The 14,676-nt window shown below is 60.0% G+C and carries 13 protein-coding genes; 6 read left to right on the top strand and 7 right to left on the bottom strand.

What is annotated here, in order from left to right; genetic code table 11:
• From yjfF to GWQ29_RS18330, 5 genes are all read right to left on the bottom strand, one after another.
• On the bottom strand, positions 1-1,014 hold the full coding sequence (gene yjfF / locus GWQ29_RS18350) for a galactofuranose ABC transporter, permease protein YjfF (RefSeq protein WP_275920020.1): 1,014 nt from the start codon (positions 1,012-1,014) through the stop codon (positions 1-3).
• Positions 1,007-2,029, bottom strand: a complete 1,023-nt coding sequence (ytfT, locus tag GWQ29_RS18345) for a galactofuranose ABC transporter, ATP-binding protein YtfT (RefSeq protein WP_265421727.1) — start codon at positions 2,027-2,029, stop codon at positions 1,007-1,009. Before ytfT ends, yjfF begins: the two co-directional genes overlap by 8 nt.
• A gap of 8 nt (positions 2,030-2,037) precedes the next feature.
• A complete protein-coding gene (ytfR, locus tag GWQ29_RS18340; protein ID WP_265421728.1) occupies positions 2,038-3,540 on the bottom strand; it encodes a galactofuranose ABC transporter, ATP-binding protein YtfR in 1,503 nt (500 codons plus the stop codon).
• Positions 3,541-3,629: 89 nt separating this feature from the next.
• The gene (gene ytfQ, locus GWQ29_RS18335; RefSeq protein WP_265434034.1) at positions 3,630-4,589 is read right to left on the bottom strand and encodes a galactofuranose ABC transporter, galactofuranose-binding protein YtfQ; all 960 of its coding nucleotides are present in this window, start codon (positions 4,587-4,589) and stop codon (positions 3,630-3,632) included.
• Positions 4,590-4,867: 278 nt separating this feature from the next.
• The gene (locus GWQ29_RS18330; RefSeq protein WP_275920019.1) at positions 4,868-5,746 is read right to left on the bottom strand and encodes a LysR family transcriptional regulator; all 879 of its coding nucleotides are present in this window, start codon (positions 5,744-5,746) and stop codon (positions 4,868-4,870) included.
• Positions 5,747-5,911: 165 nt separating this feature from the next.
• Between GWQ29_RS18330 and GWQ29_RS18325 the strand changes: the two genes are divergently transcribed.
• Positions 5,912-7,348 carry a glycoside hydrolase family 1 protein gene (locus GWQ29_RS18325; RefSeq protein ID WP_275920018.1) on the top strand — a complete coding sequence of 479 codons (1,437 nt, stop codon included), beginning with the start codon at positions 5,912-5,914 and terminating at the stop codon, positions 7,346-7,348.
• Between the two features lie 91 nt (positions 7,349-7,439).
• On the opposite strand, the gene GWQ29_RS18320 is transcribed toward GWQ29_RS18325, so the two are convergent.
• The gene (locus GWQ29_RS18320; protein ID WP_265462144.1) at positions 7,440-8,198 is read right to left on the bottom strand and encodes an SDR family oxidoreductase; all 759 of its coding nucleotides are present in this window, start codon (positions 8,196-8,198) and stop codon (positions 7,440-7,442) included.
• A 130-nt stretch (positions 8,199-8,328) separates the two neighbouring features.
• On the opposite strand from GWQ29_RS18320, the gene GWQ29_RS18315 reads away from it, so the two are divergent.
• From GWQ29_RS18315 to GWQ29_RS18305, 3 genes are all read left to right on the top strand, one after another.
• Entirely contained in the window at positions 8,329-9,261 is a 933-nt protein-coding gene (locus GWQ29_RS18315) for a LysR family transcriptional regulator (protein ID WP_275920017.1), read from the top strand.
• 154 nt (positions 9,262-9,415) lie between these two features.
• On the top strand, positions 9,416-10,261 hold the full coding sequence (gene nfo, locus GWQ29_RS18310; protein ID WP_159166472.1) for a deoxyribonuclease IV: 846 nt from the start codon (positions 9,416-9,418) through the stop codon (positions 10,259-10,261).
• A 27-nt stretch (positions 10,262-10,288) separates the two neighbouring features.
• Entirely contained in the window at positions 10,289-11,281 is a 993-nt protein-coding gene (locus tag GWQ29_RS18305) for a Gfo/Idh/MocA family oxidoreductase (protein ID WP_275920016.1), read from the top strand.
• Positions 11,282-11,378: 97 nt separating this feature from the next.
• Here GWQ29_RS18305 and GWQ29_RS18300 read toward each other — a convergent pair whose 3' ends face one another.
• Entirely contained in the window at positions 11,379-12,308 is a 930-nt protein-coding gene (locus GWQ29_RS18300; protein ID WP_059114072.1) for a LysR substrate-binding domain-containing protein, read from the bottom strand.
• A 99-nt stretch (positions 12,309-12,407) separates the two neighbouring features.
• On the opposite strand from GWQ29_RS18300, the gene GWQ29_RS18295 reads away from it, so the two are divergent.
• Positions 12,408-13,400 (top strand): TDT family transporter, encoded by a 993-nt coding sequence (locus GWQ29_RS18295; protein WP_275920015.1) that lies wholly within the window; start codon positions 12,408-12,410, stop codon positions 13,398-13,400.
• Positions 13,401-13,675: 275 nt separating this feature from the next.
• Positions 13,676-14,665: a lauroyl-Kdo(2)-lipid IV(A) myristoyltransferase gene (gene lpxM, locus GWQ29_RS18290; protein ID WP_265421736.1), complete on the top strand. Its 990-nt coding sequence runs from the start codon at positions 13,676-13,678 to the stop codon at positions 14,663-14,665.
• The last annotated feature ends 11 nt before the right edge of the window (positions 14,666-14,676 follow it).

Genomic DNA, 14,676 nt, shown 5'->3' with positions numbered 1-14,676 from the left:
TTATCTGGGGGCACTCTCGATGGAGGCCTGCCGCTTGAAAAGCCCGGGTTTGTTGGTTTTTCGATTTTCCGAAAATACGATGAGCATGCGCTGCAGGGCGATAAAGCAAAACAGCAGCAGTCCTATGATGATCTTGGTCCACCAGGAGCTGAGGGTGCCGTCGAAGTTGATATAGGTCTGGATCAATCCCTGGATCAAGACGCCAAACAGCGAGCCAAAGACGGTGCCTACGCCACCACTGAGCAAGGTACCGCCAATGACCACGGCGGCGATGGCATCGAGCTCGACCCCGACGGCGGCGAGCGGATAGCCCGCCGAGGTATAGAGCGCAAACACGATGCCCGCCAGGGTCGCCAGTGTGGTGGAGAGCAGATAGATGCGGATAGTGGTCTGGCGCACCGAGATCCCCATCAAGGCTGCCGAGGTGGCATTGCCGCCGATGGCATAGACGTTGTTGCCAAAGCGGGTTCGATTGGCGAGCAGCATGCCAAGTAACACCACCGCCAGCATGATCAGGGCCAGCAGGCTCAAGCGCCCACCGCCCGCCATCTTCCATGACAGACTCGACAGGTAGGTAAAGGTCGGATGATCGATGGGCAGGGATTGCTCCGAGATGAGGAAGCTTGCCCCCCGCAGAAAGAACATGCCCGCCAGCGTGATGATAAAGGCCGGGATCTTCAGGGTATCGATCAGCCAGCCCATGAGGGCACCAAAACTGGCTCCCAGCATCATGACCAGGGGGATGGCCAGACAGGGGCTTACCCCCAGCTCGCCAATCAACTTGGCGAGCAAGACCCCGGTAAATGCGATCACGGCGCCCACCGACAGATCGATGCCGCCAGAGAGGATCACGAAGGTCATGCCCACGGCCACTATGCCAAGAAAGGCATTGTCGGTCAGTATGTTGCAAATGATGCGGGTAGATAAAAAGGCGGGAAAGGAGGCAAGGCACACCAGATACCCGACCAGAAACACCATGATGGTCACCATCAAGGGAAGATTGCGTTTAAACATGGCGAGCCTCCCGGGAAAACAGGTGATTGAGTGCAGGGGATTGCATGACGAGCACCGCCAGCACCACCATGGCCTTGACGATTTGATTCCACTGGGGCTGATAGCCGGAGAGCAGAATGCCGGTGTTCACCCCTTGAATGATCAGTATGCCGATCAGGGAGAGTGCGAGGTTGAAGCGTCCTCCCATCAGCGAGGTTCCCCCTATCACCACCGCCAGAATGGCATCCATCTCCAGCCAGAGGCCGGCATTGTTGGCATCCGCTCCCCTGATGTCGGCCGCCACTATCATGCCGGCGACGGCAGCCAGCATGCCACTCAGCAGATAGGTGGCGATCACCACCATGGGAGTATTGAGGCCGGCATTGTTGGCCGCCTTGATGTTGATCCCCACGGCTTCGATGAAGAGCCCGAGCGCGGTGCGCTTGGTCAACAACCAGATGAGCAGCGCCGCCCCCAGGGTGATGATGACAGGGGTAGGAAGATAAAAAAGTGACCCGCTGCCGAGCCAGGCCAGGGCCTCGTTGTTGAAGGTGATGATCTGCCCCTGCGTGATGAGCTGGGCGATACCGCGGCCCGCCACCATCAGGATCAGGGTTGCCACTATGGGCTGGATCTTGAAGACAGCGACCAGCACCCCATTCCACAAGCCGCATAAGAGCCCGACCCCGAGCACGGAGCACAGAATGACGGGAATGCTGTGGTCGCCGGTGGCCATGCTTGCCATGGTTGCGCCGCTGATCGCCATCACGGCACCCACCGACAGGTCGATGCCGCCGGTGGCAATCACCAGTGTCATGCCAAGGGAGAGCAGGGCCACAGGGGCGCAGCGGTTGAGAATGTCGATCAGGCTGCCGAACAGGCGGCCATCCTGAATATGGATGGCGAAAAAATTGTCGGCGACCAGGGCGTTGATGAGCAGCACGCAGAGCAGGGCCCCGCATTGCGCCGTGCCTGTGGGCAAATACCGGCTGGCCCGCGCTCGCCGGATGGGGATGGGTAGTATGGATGACGTCATATCAGGCCTCACATGGCAATGGCATTCATGATGGCAGGGACAGAAAGCGCATCGGTCGCCAGCTCTGCCACCTGTTTTCTGTCTCGCAATACGATCACCCGATCGGCATAACTTACCAGCTCCTCCAGCTCCGATGAGATGACCAGCAGCGCCAGGCCATTGGCACAGAGTGATTCGATCAGGCGGATGATCTCGGCATGGGCCCCCACATCTATGCCCCGGGTGGGTTCGTCCAGGATCAGAAACTGCGGTTTGGTCAGCAGCCAGCGGGCCAGCAGCACCTTCTGCTGGTTGCCCCCTGACAAGAACTGGATCGGCTGCTCCGGACCCGGGGTCTTGATCGCCAGCTGTTCAATGAAGCGCGCCGTGATCTCGTCCTGCTCCTTGCGTGACAGGGGATGCAGCCAGCCCCGCTGGGCTTGCAGGGCCAGCACCATGTTCTCTCGCACCGAGGCCGAGGCGATGATGCCGGCGTTCTTGCGATCCTCCGGGCAAAAGCCAAAGCCGCTGGCGGCGGCCTGTCGAGCGGAGCGGATTGAGATAACCTTGCCGCGCACCCGGCATTCGCCACTGTCGCTGGGCTGAATGCCAAACATCAGCTCGGCGGTTTCGGTACGACCCGACCCCAGCAAGCCAGCCAGACCGACTATCTCCCCCGGCATGACGTCCAGGCTGAAGGGGGCTATCACTCCTTTCTTGCCATAGTGTTTGAATGACACTGTGGGGTGGTTGCTGCGCAGGGTTTTGCCCGCCCGCTGGAGCGCATTCTCGGCCAGCTCGCGCCCCAGCATCATCTTGACCAAGTCCAGCTGCGGCAGTGTGGCGGTTTCACGGGTGCCGACCAGCTCACCATTGCGCAGCACAGTGATGCGGTCGCTGATGTCGTAGACCTGGTCGAGAAAATGGGTAATGAAAATCAGGCTGACGCCCTTGTCTCTCAAGCTGCGCATGATGGAAAACAGCATCTGCACTTCGCTGGTATCCAGGCTCGCCGTCGGTTCATCCAGGATCAGGATCTTCGCTGACAACGAGATGGCCCTTGCGATGGCGACAATCTGCTGCATGGCGACCGAGTAGTGCCCCAGTGGCAGCGAGACGTCCATTTCGAAACCGTGGCTGGCCATGATGGCGCTGGCTTGCCGTGACATGCTGGCCCGATCGATGAGGCCAAACCGACGGGGTTCATGGCCGATGAACAGATTGTCGGTCACCGACATATTGGGGAGCAGGTTGACCTCCTGATAGACGGTGCCAATCCCCAAACGCTGGGCGTGGGCCGTGTCCGTGGGGGCTATCAGGGCACCATCCAGCTCGATGCGACCCGCATCACCTTGATAAACCCCGGTGAGGGTTTTTACCAGGGTGGATTTGCCCGCCCCATTTTCGCCGAGCAACGCCATTATCTCTCCCCGACGCAGTGAGAAATCCACCTGGTGCAGCGCGCGAACCCCGGGAAATGTCTTGCAGATCCCGGTGGCGTTTAATATGAGTTCATGATGGTTATCTGGCATGAAAATAGGCACTCCGGTATAGCCGGCCATATAAGAGGTTGCACTTATATGGCCGGCTATTAAAAGGACTGGCTCACGACGGACGTGACTTAGTAACCCATGCTCTTCTTCATGTCGAGCTGGGCCTGTGCATTGTCAGGCTGGAACAGAATCGACGCTGTCTTGATGTGTTTGGGGGGCAGGCTGCCATCTTTTTTATAAGCCAGCAGGGCGTCAAAGGCGGGGCCTGCCATATTCGGTGTCAATTCCACCGAGGCATTGGCTTCACCGGCGATCATCGCCTTGAATATATCCGGCACGCCATCAATTGAAATGATTTTGATGTCTTTACCCGGTTTCAGTCCTGCCTCTTTAATCGCCTGAATGGCACCGATGGCCATGTCGTCGTTATGGGCATAGACGGCGCAAATATTCTTGCCATTATTCTCGGCCTTGATAAAGCTCTCCATGACCTCTTTGCCCTTGCTGCGAGTAAAGTCGCCTGATTGGGTCCGGATGATCTTGATGGTGGGTACTTTGGCCACGGTATCGAGGAAGCCTTTTTTGCGATCCAGTGCCACGCTGGCGCCAACAGTGCCTTGTAACTCAACGACATTGCAGGCTTTTCCATCGAGTTGTCTGACCAGCCAGTCTGCAGCCACAGCCCCTTCATGCACGCTGTCTGCGGCGACGCCCGTCATGAAGAGCGAGTCATCTTTCACGGTAATATTGCGATCCAGCAGGAAGACGGGAATATCCGCCTCTTTGGCTTCTTGCAGCACGGGTTCCCAACCGGTCTGGACGACGGGGGCAATAAAGATGGCATCCACACCCTGGGCGATGAATGAGCGAATGGCCTTGATCTGGTTCTCCTGTTTTTGCTGGGCATCTGCAATTTTCAGTGTGATGCCACGTTTCTCGGCTTCTGTCTTGGCCACCGAGGTTTCGGCTGCCCGCCAGCCAGACTCGGAACCAATTTGAGAGAACCCCACCGTCATGTCGGCAGAATAAACAGTTCCCGAGAGCAAGACTGCACTGATAATTCCTGCCAGCTTCATCTTTTTATACATATGACACTCCTTTGTGATGCGTTTTTAAATAAACAGGGCTGAGCCAAATTGGTTATTGTGCCAACCAAGAGTAGAGGCTTATTTTTTTAGCGGCGGGAGCTGGTTCACAGAAAATTTTTGGCAGCATAATTCTTCATACAAACAGCAGGTAAGTTCATATATTCAGCAGGGGAGCTGTTGATTTATTTGCCTATTTATTTCGATCCCTGACCATTGTGTCCAGAGCCGGCGGATGAGGTGCCGTCAACAGCCGTACTGTCAGAGTCGCAGGCGCAGGACTAGTACGGCTCTGACTTCAGCTCGCTCATGGGGGAGACAACCCGCCAGAAGGCGTCGATGAGCGGGCCCTTGCTGTGGGGCGGGCGGATAAGGCCTATGGTCCAGCTCGCTTCGCGCTCGGTGAGAGGCAGGGTGAGCACATCCGGGTGCTCTATGGTGGTGGAGGAGGGCACCAGGGTCCAGGCGATGCCGGCAGCTGCGGTGGCCACCCCGGCTGCGAAGTCGTTCACATACTGGATATCGCGAAACCGCAATCCGCTCTGGGCCAGGTAGTTCATCAGATGATCGTAAAACGAGGGCGCCTTGTCCCGGCGCAGGATTGCCAGCGGTTTGTCCACCAGATCCGCCAGCTCGCTCACGCCGCTGTAACTGGCGGGCAGCACGGCGACAAAGTGGGCCTGCACCACGGGCAGGCAGTGCCACCCCTTGGGGGCGGGCAGGCGGCAGAAACCGAGATCCAGTCGCCCTTCGCTCAGGGCCAGCAGCTGGTGATGGGTGGAGAGATCATTGAGCTCTATGGTCACCTGCTGCCGCTCGGCGCGAAAACGGGCGATGGCGGCGGGCACCAGTATCTTGGTGGCAACGCCAAAGCCGATGCGCAAGGTGCCGCTATTGCCTGCCAGCACGTCACGAGCGGTGCGTGCCAGCTGTTCGCTGGAGGCCACCAGAGCGCTGGCATCTGCATAGAGCGCCCGCCCCAGCACGGTGAGCCGGGTGGTACTGGCATTGCGCTCGAACAGCTCGCCGCCAAGCTCCTCCTCCAGCCGTTTTATCTGCTTGCTCAGGGCCGACTGGGTGACGTGCTGGCGCACCGCTGCCTGACCGAAGTGCAGCACTTCCCCCAGGGTAACGAAGGCTTTCAGATCTCTGAGCTCCATTCTGGCTCCTTTCATTCCCGTCAGGAATGTTGAGTGGTTAAATTTGTCATTGGACGGAATTTTAGAACTGTTCGATGCTTATGCCAATTCATTTGGGGCGCCTTGAATGGGGTGCCGACTTATCAGAGATGGCTGACACCATCCGCGCAGAAGGAGCAACACCAGATGCATCACCACAAGTTCAACGATTTCCCCAAGGATTTCCTGTGGGGCGCCGCCTCTGCCGCCTATCAGGTAGAAGGGGCCTGGAACACGGATGGCAAAGGGCCCTCGGTGTGGGACCTCTTCACCAAGTTGCCGGGCAAGACCTTTGAGGGCAGCAACGGTGACGTGGCCGTCGATCACTACCATCGCATCGAAGAGGACGTGGCACTGATGGCCGAGATGGGGCTCAAGGCCTACCGCTTCTCGGTGAGCTGGCCGCGCATCTATCCGACCGGCCGGGGTGAGGTGAACGAGGCGGGTCTGGCATTTTACGAGAAGCTGATCGATACCCTGCTGGCCCACCAGATCGAGCCTGTGCTGACCCTCTATCACTGGGACTTGCCCCAGGCGCTGCAGGATGAATACGGCGGCTGGGAAGATAGACGCGTCATCGAGGATTTCGAACGCTACTGCGTGACCCTGTATCAGCGCTTTGCGGGCAAGGTGAAGTACTGGGTGTCCCTCAACGAGCAGAACTACAACCTGACCAACGCCTACCAGCTCGGCACCCATCCGCCTGCAGTGCAAGACAGAAAGCGCTTCTTCGCCGCCAACCACATCGCTTTTCTGGCCAATGCCAGGGTGATCAAGGCGTTTCGTCAGCACGTGCCAAACGGCCTGATCGGCCCGAGCTTTGCCTACTCGCCCGCCTATCCGGTGTCGTGCGATCCCAAAGACATGCTGGCGTTTGAAAATGCCGAGGAGTTCACCAACTACTGGTGGCTGGATGCTTACTGCTTTGGCCGCTACCCCCAGGCGGCGCTCGCTTACTTGCGGGAAAACGGCGAGGCTCCCGAGATACTGCCAGGGGATCTGGAGCTGCTGCGGGAAGGCACACCGGATTACATCGGGGTCAACTACTACTACACCCTGACCTATACCGACAACCCCCTCGGCGGCCAGACCTTGCAGCGCATCAATACCACGGGGCAGAAGGGCACCACCCCCTCGAGCGGCATTCCGGGCCTCTACAAGACAGCGCCCAATCCACATCTTGAGACCAGCAACTGGGACTGGGCCATAGACCCGACCGGGATGCGCATCGCCCTGCGCCGCCTCTCGTCCCGCTACGGGCTGCCGCTGATGATCACCGAGAACGGGCTGGGGGAGTTTGACCAGCTGGAAGCGGATGACAGCGTGCACGATGCCTATCGCATCGCCTACCTCAAGAGCCATCTTATTGCCTGTCAGCAGGCGCTGCAGGACGGGGTTGAGCTGATTGGTTACTGCGCCTGGTCGTTCACCGACATCTTGAGCTGGCTCAATGGCTACCAGAAGCGTTACGGCTTCGTCTATATCGACAGGGATGAGCAGCACGTCAACTCTTTGCGCCGCATCAAGAAAGACAGCTTCTACTGGTATCAGTCAGTCATCAGTTCAGGTGGCAAGGCGCTTTAACGCATCCCCTGGCCTTGTCATACGAAAAGGCCCTGCCGTGAGGCAGGGCCTTTTGCATGGCCGTTTTCCCGCCCAGTGATGGGATGGTTCGCTAGATGAACATGCCCCCCGAGGCCTCGATGCGCTGGGCATTGACCCAGCGATTGTCATCCGAGAGCAGGGCCGCTATCACGCCGCCTATGTCGTCGGGCTGGCCGACTCGCCCGAGCGCGGTCTGGCTGGCGATGAAGTCGTTGACCGCCTGGTTGTCCCGCACCACACCCCCGCCAAAATCAGTCTCGATGGCACCGGGTGCCACCACGTTGACGGCGATCCCGCGCGGGCCCAGCTCCTTGGCCAGATAGCGGGTCAGCACCTCGATTCCTCCCTTCATGGCGGCGTAGGCGGCGTAACCGGGCAGCGCGAAACGGGTGAGGCCGGTCGAGAGGTTGATGATGCGCCCGCCATCGCGGATCAGGGGCAACAGCTGCTGGGTCAGGAAGAAGGTCCCCTTGAGGTGAATGTTCATGAGGGTATCGAACTGCTGCTCCGTAGTTTGCTCGAAGCTGGCGTGGATGCCGATGCCGGCATTGTTGACCAGAAAGTCGAACCGCTCCCGTTGCCACTCCCGCTGCAGCAACTGGTGCACCTCAGCCGCGAAGGCGGCAAAGGAGGCGCTGTCGGCCACATCGAGCGGCAGAGCATGCGCCTTCACGCCGAGCGCATTGGCCTGCGCCACCACGGCAGCCGCCTCTTCGGCCTGGCTGCGGTAGGTGATGATGAGGTCGACGCCTTTGGCGGCGAGGGCAAGAGCCGAGTGTTTGCCGAGGCCACGGCTGGCGCCTGTGATGAGAGCGATGGAACGGGTCATGGTACGACTCCTGTCAATGGGGTGGGTGCGGGCTCGAGACGAGCCGGTAGTGCCACTCTATTGGTACGTACATTATGGATAAAGAGGGTAATAATAGATGCACTGTTCCGTTTAAAGTGACAATGACGCCATGGATCAACTGGATGCGATGAGAATGTTTATGCGGGTGGCCGAGCTTGAGAGCTTCACCCGCAGCGCCGAGCAGATGAGCATGCCCAAGGCGACGCTCTCCGCGGCCATTCGACGGCTGGAGGAGCAGCTGGGAGCCCGCTTGCTTCATCGCACTACCAGGCGGGTGCAACTGACCACGGATGGCCAGCTCTGCTACGCCCGCTGTCAGGCGTTGCTGGCCGACATGGAGGAGTTCAATGGGCTGTTTCGGCAGCATGGGCAACTCAGCGGCCAGCTGCGGGTGGACATGCCAAGCCGGATGGCGCGTCATCTGGTCATACCGGCGCTGCCCGCCTTTCTGGCGGCTCACCCTGACTTGCAACTGATGCTGAGCAGCACGGATCGGCGTGTCGATCTGGTGCGCGAAGGCTTCGACTGTGTAGTGCGGGTGGGGGCGCTGGAGTCCTCCAGCCTGGTAGCCCGCCCCCTGGGCCACTACCGCCAGATCAACTGCGCCAGCGCCACCTATCTGGCCCGCCATGGCATTCCACAAACCTTGGCCGACCTGACGGGGCACCGACTGGTCCACTATGGCGCCGTGCCGGGGGATAAAGAAGCCGGGTTCGAGTACTTGCAGGCCGATGGCACCCGCGCCGTGCTGGCGATGGCCGGCGCCCTCACGGTGAACGATAGCGAAACCTATCTGGCCGCGGCGCTGGCGGGGCTCGGGATCATCCAGATGCCGCGAGTCGGGGTAGAGGCACTGCTCGCCAGTGGGGAACTGGTCATGGTGTTGCCCCAGTGGCAGGCGCCTCCTTTGCCCATTCATGCCCTCTATGCCCATCGTCGTCAGCTCTCGCCCAGGGTGCAGGCCTTCATTCACTGGCTGGGCGGCCTGCTGGAGACGGCGCTCGCCAGTGAACCTGCCCCGGCATTGTCGAGCGGCCAGTGACGGGGCGCCTCCCTCTGTCATGCACGACATCGGTGGTCAGATGTTCTGGTCGGGCTCTCTATAGTGGTAATCGAAAGTGATCATCGAAGATCCCGGTTTGGCGCGGGCGGGGCAGATAGGCATAATGGCGCTCTCACAGAGCAGAGGAGATCTCATGAAATATATTGGAGCCCACGTCAGTGCCGCCGGCGGGGTGGAGAACACCATAGCCCGCGCCCAGGCCATCGGTGCCAACGCCTTCGCCCTGTTTACCAAGAACCAGCGCCAGTGGCAGGCTGCGCCGCTGTCCGAGGCCAGCATCAGAGCCTTCAAACTGGCGTGCGAGAAAGCCGGTTTTCGCCCGGAGCAGATCCTGCCCCACGACAGTTACCTCATCAATCTGGGCCATCCCGATCCCGACGGCCTGGCCAAGTCTCGCGATGCGTTTCTCGATGAGATAAAGCGCTGCGAGCAGCTCGGGCTTTGCTACTTGAACTTCCACCCTGGCAGCCATTTGAAGCAGATCCCGGAAGCGGCCAGCCTAAGACTGGTGAGCGAATCCATCAACTGGGCGCTGGAGCGCAGCCAAGGGGTGACGGCCGTGATAGAGAACACAGCCGGGCAGGGCACCAACCTCGGCTGGTCGTTCGAACACCTGGCCACCCTCATCGACGGGGTGGAGGACAAGAGTCGGGTCGGTATCTGCTTCGATACTTGCCACGCCTTCGCCGCCGGTTATGACTTGCGCACCCCTGAGTCCTGCGCTCAGGTGTTTGCCGATTTCGATCGGATTGTCGGCTTCCAGTATCTCAAGGGGATGCACATCAACGGCGCCAAGTGCACCTTCGGCAGCCGGGTCGATCGCCACCACAGCTTGCGTGAAGGCAATCTGGGGGAGGCGGTATTCCACCACATCATGAATGACGACCGTTTCGATGGCATTCCGCTGATCCTGGAGACCATAGACGAGACGATCTGGGGCGACGAGATCAGTTGGTTGCGCAGTCTGGCAAAGGCGTAAAGCGCCGCGGCCACCGCATAAGGAGCAATGATGATGCAAGAAGATCCACACGCGCGGCCACTGCGCTGGGGCATTGCCGGGGCGGGGGCCATTGCCCGTCGCTTTTGCAAGGACGTGAATGAGCACGCCAGTCTGGGGCTGGTGGTGGCGATCGCCGCCCGTGATCAGACGCGGGCCCGGGACTTTGCCGAGGAGCAGGGATTGCCCCTTGCCTATGGCAGCTACCAGGCGCTGGCGGCAAGCACCGAGGTGGAGGCCGTCTATGTGGCGGTGATCCACCCGGAGCACGCCGACCTGATCAAGCAGATGTTGCTGGCGGGCAAGCACGTGCTGGTGGAAAAACCGGCGGTGACTCAAGTAGCAGACTGGGATGCGCTGGTGCAGCTCGCCCAGGCCCGTGGCCTGCTGCTGATGGAGGCCATGAAGGTGATGTGCTTCCCCGCCATGCGCGAATTGCTGCGGCGACTCGGCGCCTTGCCTGCCCCCAATCGGCTGCAGGCGGCCTTCGGCTCGGTGCAGGAGAGATCCGGCAAACTGTTTGATCCCGCCTTGGCCGGAGGCGCTGCCTGGGATGTGGGTGTCTATCCGCTCTGGCTCTACGCCGCCATCTGTCACCAGCTGGGGCTGGCTGCGGGTGAGCCGCAGGTCGCTCTTTCCCGCCAGACGGGCGAGGTGGACGAGGCCGCCAGCTTCCGCTTTGCCGGCCCCCTCGCGGCCGAGCTGGATGCCTCCATCGTCCAGGATCTCGACAAGGCGGCCTATCTGGGCGGTGAGGGTTGGGCCCTGCAACTGGTCGGTAAGTGGTGGAACCCCCAGCAGGTACGCTGGGTCACAGGCGATCCCTTGCCTGCCTGGCCGGGAGACATAGAGGCGCAGGTAGCGGGCGGTGGCATGCAGCACGAGGCGGATCATTTCGCCGCCTGTGTCAGGCAGGGATTGAGGGATTCCCCCTGGGTGCCGCAGGCCCTGACCAGACAAGTGCTGGGGTGGGTCGAGCACGGTTTGCAACCCGCAGCCTGATAACGGATAGAGAGAGAGGGCGCCTGGGCGCCCTCTCTTTTTTTGTCTGCGCAAGGGGAAGCCAGATGATCGGGCGCGATCATCGAGCCCGATCATCTTATTGCGCTTTTGTCCGAGTGGTTATGTCCGCCAGGGGTTGAGGCAGGGCCCCCTCTTGCGCGCGGCAAAACTGCAGAAAGCGGCGCAGGGTGGCGGAGTGGTATTTCTGCCGGTGCCAGATGAGGGAGAGCTGGCGGGGAAAACGCCGGGCAAGGGAGAAGGCCACCAGACGACCGGCTTGCAACCGATCCGACACCGCCAGGCGGGAGATGAAGGAGATCCCCAGCCCCTTTTCAACCGCCAGCATCACGGCCTCCAGGGTGTTGAGCTCAAGCCCTGCCTGCCAGCGAGGCAGCCCGGGCTGGATCTGTTGCTCGAATTGCTCGCGGCTGCCTGACTGTGGCTCGCGCAGTACCCAGGTTTCATCGCTCAGCTGGCTGAGCGACAGGCGACTGCGCCGGGCGAGGGGATGATCGGGATGAGCCACGATCAGCATCTCGTCATTGAGCCAGGGTTCACTCACCAGATCAGCATGGTGGTTCTGCCCCTCTATCAAGGCCAGATCCAGCTCGAAGTTGGCCAGCAAATGGCACAGCTGGTGGGTGTTGGTGATGGTGACTCTGGGGGGCAGGCCCAGCTCCTGTTTGCTGCTGGCCAGCAGGGTAGGGAGCAGGTAGTTGCCTATGGTCTGGCTCGCTCCCAGGCGCAGCTGGCCGCTTGGCTCTGCATCCGGGCTGAACAGGGTTTCAATATCCTGCATCCGGGTCAGCAGCTCTTCGGCGGCCGGTTGCAGCAAGCGCCCCTCGTTGTTGAGCTGCAATCTGGGGTGAATGCGATCAAACAAGGGAGTGGCGAGCTGACGCTCCAGCTCCTGCAATGACTGGGACACGGCGCCCTTGCTCAGGCAGAGCTCGTTGGCGGCCAGCCCCAGATTGCCGTAGCGGGCTATGGTGGCGAAGACCTTGAGTTGTTGCAGGGTTAGTTTCATGTTTGGTTTACCTGAACAATTGATTCAATTCATTTAGATATCGTAAACGATAGCGGCGCTTTATCCTATACTCATCGTCTCTCACAAGAGGTTTCAGCCATGATCGCAAGAACTCGTCAATCCCTAGCCGCGGCACCGACCCCCATGGCGGGCCTGGCACTCGGGATCGCCAGTCTCGGTTGGTGCTGGGAAAACGCCGGCCAGTTCGATGGTCGCCTGCAACTGCTGGGCGCCGCCGTTGCTGCCGTGCTGCTGGTGATCCTCACCTTCAAGTTTCTGCTTCATCCACGCCTGCTGTGGCAGGATCTGGCTCACCCTGTGGTGGGCAGCGTTGTGCCTACCTATGCCATGGCCACCATGGTGGTCTCCAAGGCGGTCGGCATGCTGGCCCCCGGTCTGGGCGAGGGGCTCTGGTTGTTTGCCGTTGTGCTGCATCTGCTGTTTCTGGCCACGTTTGTCTGGCACAGGGTCAAGCAGTTCGAGATCCATCACATGGTGCCGAGCTGGTTTGTGCCGCCGGTGGGCATCATAGTGGCTGACGTGGCCTTTCCGGGTGGCCAGTTTGCCGCGCTGGCCGACGGCCTGCTCTGGTTTGGCATGCTCTGCTACGGCCTGATGTTGCCGCTGATGCTCTATCGCCTCATCTTCAGTCATGAAGTACCGGATGCCGCCAAGCCGACCATCGCCATTCTGGCGGCCCCTGCCAGTCTGTCACTCGCCGGTTACCTGACCGTGACCGAGGATCCTTCCTTGCTGCTGGTGGCCGTGCTGCTGGGGATCGCCATCCTGATGACCTGCATCATCTATCTGGCGTTCATCAAGTTGTTGCGCCTGCCGTTTTCACCGGGGTATGCCGCCTTCACCTTCCCGCTGGTGATAGGTGCCACCGCCCTGTTCAAGGTAAGCCACCTGCTGGCGCAGTGGCCACAAGCAACCCACTATGTGGAGCAGGTCAATCTGCTGGCCCACTTCGAACTGGGTGCCGCCACCCTGATCGTCGGCTATGTGGCCTTGCGCTATCTGATGTTCTTTTTGCCATTAAGGGAGATCAACATGGATCACGGCATCGCCCGACACGGCGCCTGCCGCTAGGCACGACTCTCCTGGAGAGACTCGGGGTAAGGGGTCAGTCAACGAGAAGGGCATGCGTGCACGACATGCTCCACTGGCCAGAAGTAGTGAGAGCGCTCCGCCATGGGTGGAGCGCTTTTTTGTCTGCGGTTAAGTGTTGAAGGAGACTGTTTTTGCCGCTGGGAAATCCATTTTTTGAACCAGCGCTCACCCTGAGGTGCTCACGATGAATTTCACTGGTATTACCTGTCAGGACGAATACAATGCAACCCCATTTTCTTCGTTTGACCTCATTCATGTCTTCCCAAGATCCTGTGTTTGATTCCTCTTTTCAGACCCGTTTATTGCGACCGCGTTACTGGCCAAGCTGGTTGGCACTCGGCGCACTCTGTGTGCTCGCCTTCGTGCCGCCTCGCTGGCGTGACAAGCTGGCAGAATGGCTGGCGCCGCTGGTAGTCAAGGTCTCCAAGAAACAGATCTACATCGCCAAAACCAACCTCGATATCTGCTTTGCCAACAAGAGCCAAGCCGAGCGTGATGCCATCCTGATGACCTCCATCCGCATCGGTCTCAAGACCCTGCTTGGATTTGGTGAATTTACCGTGCGCAGTCCCGCCTACCTGATGAAACGTATCCAGGTGAGTGGCTGGGAGCATATCGAGGCGGAGCAGGCCGCCGGCCGCCCCATGATACTGGTGGTGCCCCATAGCTGGCCGGTCGATGCTGCCGGCTACTACTTCACCCAGCGTGGCGTGCCCATGTGCGCCATGATGAAGAGTGCCCGCAATCCGGTATTTGACTGGCACATCAATCGGGAACGAGCCAAGAATGGTTGCCTTGTCTATGAGCGCAGTGCTGGCATCAAGTCGGTGATCAGAACCGTCAAGCGTGGACACAGTTTCTTCTATCTGCCGGACCAGGATCATGGCCGTGAGGCGAGCATCTTTGCGCCCTTCTTCGGCTATCCCAAGGCAACCCTGCCGGCTCTGCCGCGGTTGGTGCAGGTCAGTGGTGCCAAGGCAGTGCCCATGCTGGCCTGCTACGATGAGGCCAAGTACTGCTACCGTCTGGAGATAGAGGCGCCGTTTGCTGATTACCCCAGCGGCGATCTGATGGCGGACACCTGCCGCATGAACAAGATGATTGAGCAGCAACTGACTCGCGATCCGGGCCAATACATGTGGTTCCTCAAGATTTTCGATACCCGTGAAGAGCAGGAAGGGTCGGACGGCCTCTATGAAGAAGGGATCAAGCGGATCCGAGGTGATCTTCCTCCCGGCGCCTGACCTGTCATCGT

It is taken from the genome of Aeromonas sp. 2HA2 (assembly GCF_029237345.1).
GTDB classification, from domain to species: domain Bacteria; phylum Pseudomonadota; class Gammaproteobacteria; order Enterobacterales; family Aeromonadaceae; genus Aeromonas; species Aeromonas salmonicida.
This window is presented reverse-complemented; position numbering and strand designations above follow the sequence as displayed.

Coding starts and splice junctions, on each gene's coding strand:
- lpxM (WP_265421736.1), top strand. CDS start 13,676: ATGTCTTCCCAAGATCCTGTGTTTGATTCCTCTTTTCAGACCCGTTTA.
- GWQ29_RS18315 (WP_275920017.1), top strand. CDS start 8,329: ATGGATCAACTGGATGCGATGAGAATGTTTATGCGGGTGGCCGAGCTT.
- ytfT (WP_265421727.1), bottom strand. CDS start 2,029: ATGACGTCATCCATACTACCCATCCCCATCCGGCGAGCGCGGGCCAGC.
- GWQ29_RS18325 (WP_275920018.1), top strand. CDS start 5,912: ATGCATCACCACAAGTTCAACGATTTCCCCAAGGATTTCCTGTGGGGC.
- GWQ29_RS18305 (WP_275920016.1), top strand. CDS start 10,289: ATGATGATGCAAGAAGATCCACACGCGCGGCCACTGCGCTGGGGCATT.
- GWQ29_RS18295 (WP_275920015.1), top strand. CDS start 12,408: ATGATCGCAAGAACTCGTCAATCCCTAGCCGCGGCACCGACCCCCATG.
- GWQ29_RS18300 (WP_059114072.1), bottom strand. CDS start 12,308: ATGAAACTAACCCTGCAACAACTCAAGGTCTTCGCCACCATAGCCCGC.
- GWQ29_RS18320 (WP_265462144.1), bottom strand. CDS start 8,198: ATGACCCGTTCCATCGCTCTCATCACAGGCGCCAGCCGTGGCCTCGGC.
- GWQ29_RS18330 (WP_275920019.1), bottom strand. CDS start 5,746: ATGGAGCTCAGAGATCTGAAAGCCTTCGTTACCCTGGGGGAAGTGCTG.
- ytfR (WP_265421728.1), bottom strand. CDS start 3,540: ATGCCAGATAACCATCATGAACTCATATTAAACGCCACCGGGATCTGC.
- yjfF (WP_275920020.1), bottom strand. CDS start 1,014: ATGTTTAAACGCAATCTTCCCTTGATGGTGACCATCATGGTGTTTCTG.
- nfo (WP_159166472.1), top strand. CDS start 9,416: ATGAAATATATTGGAGCCCACGTCAGTGCCGCCGGCGGGGTGGAGAAC.
- ytfQ (WP_265434034.1), bottom strand. CDS start 4,589: ATGTATAAAAAGATGAAGCTGGCAGGAATTATCAGTGCAGTCTTGCTC.